Source organism: Sphaerisporangium melleum, assembly GCF_014646695.1.
Classification (GTDB): domain Bacteria; phylum Actinomycetota; class Actinomycetes; order Streptosporangiales; family Streptosporangiaceae; genus Sphaerisporangium; species Sphaerisporangium melleum.
Genome location: NZ_BMNT01000135.1, coordinates 1 through 1,034, shown reverse-complemented (window position 1 = coordinate 1,034; position 1,034 = coordinate 1). Strand labels below are relative to the sequence as shown.

At 73.5% G+C, this 1,034-nt stretch carries 1 protein-coding gene; it reads left to right on the top strand.

What is annotated here, in order from left to right; genetic code table 11:
• Nucleotides 1–45: 45 nt before the first annotated feature.
• The coding region (locus IEY93_RS37510) for a polyketide synthase dehydratase domain-containing protein (protein ID WP_189167888.1) at nucleotides 46–1,034 on the top strand (989 nt) is incomplete at its 3' end.

Below are 1,034 nucleotides of genomic sequence, written 5' to 3'. Positions count from 1 at the left end.
CGGGCGGGTGATGAGCTGGGGTGTGCGCGTCTGCAGGAGTTGACGTTGCAGGCGCCGTTGGTGGTCCCGTCCGGGGGTGCGGTGCGGGTGCAGTTGGTCGCGGGCGCGGCCGACGAGTCCGGCGCGCGCTCGTTCTCCGTCCATGCCCGGGCGCAGGACACAGCCGAGTGGACCCAGCAGGCCCAAGGCACCCTGACGGTCATCGGCGCCGATGAGAGCGCGGCGGGTGGGCCGGGTTCTGCGCCTATGTTCGGTGATCTGACCCAGTGGCCGCCTGCGGGTGCGGCGCCGATCGCGGTGGACGCGCTGTACGACGGCATGACGGAGCTGGGGTTGGAGTACGGGCCGCTGTTCCAGGGCCTGGTGCGGGCGTGGAGCCGGGACGGGCAGGTGTTCGCCGAGATCGAGCTGCCCGAGGAGGCGCACGGCGAGGCGGCCCGGTTCGGTGTCCACCCCGCGTTGCTCGATGCCGCCTTGCATGCCAGTGCGCTGGGCGGTCTGCTGCCGGGAACCGAGGCTGGGCGGCCGTATCTGCCGTTCTCCTGGTCGGGAGTGTCGTTGCACGCCACCGGGCCGCGGAGCCTGCGAGTGAGGGTCGGCCGCAGGGCCGTCGCGGCAGGCCGTGGCACCACCGAGGCCGAGGGCCGGACGGGTGCCGGGTCGCAGCCGGCCGCCGCGTCGTCGCTCACGCTGGCCATCGCCGACGGCAACGGCGCGCCGGTCGCCGAGATCGATGCGCTGACCCTGCGTCCGCTCGCCGCCGGTGACCTGGCCGCGACCGGCCACCACCAGTCCCTCCTCCAGGTGGCTTGGACGCCGCTGTCCGCTCTTCCGGCACCTGACGCATTCCAGCCGGACCGGTACCCGGACCTGGCCTCGCTCGGTGATGAGGACCAGGTGCCGGAATGGGTGCTGTACCGGTGCCCGGCCACGGACCCGGCGCTGGACGTGCCGGCCGCCGTGCGTGCGTCCACTGCTCAGGTGCTGGGTGCTGTGCAGGAGTGGCTGGCGGATGAGCGGTTCGCGGGTTCGCG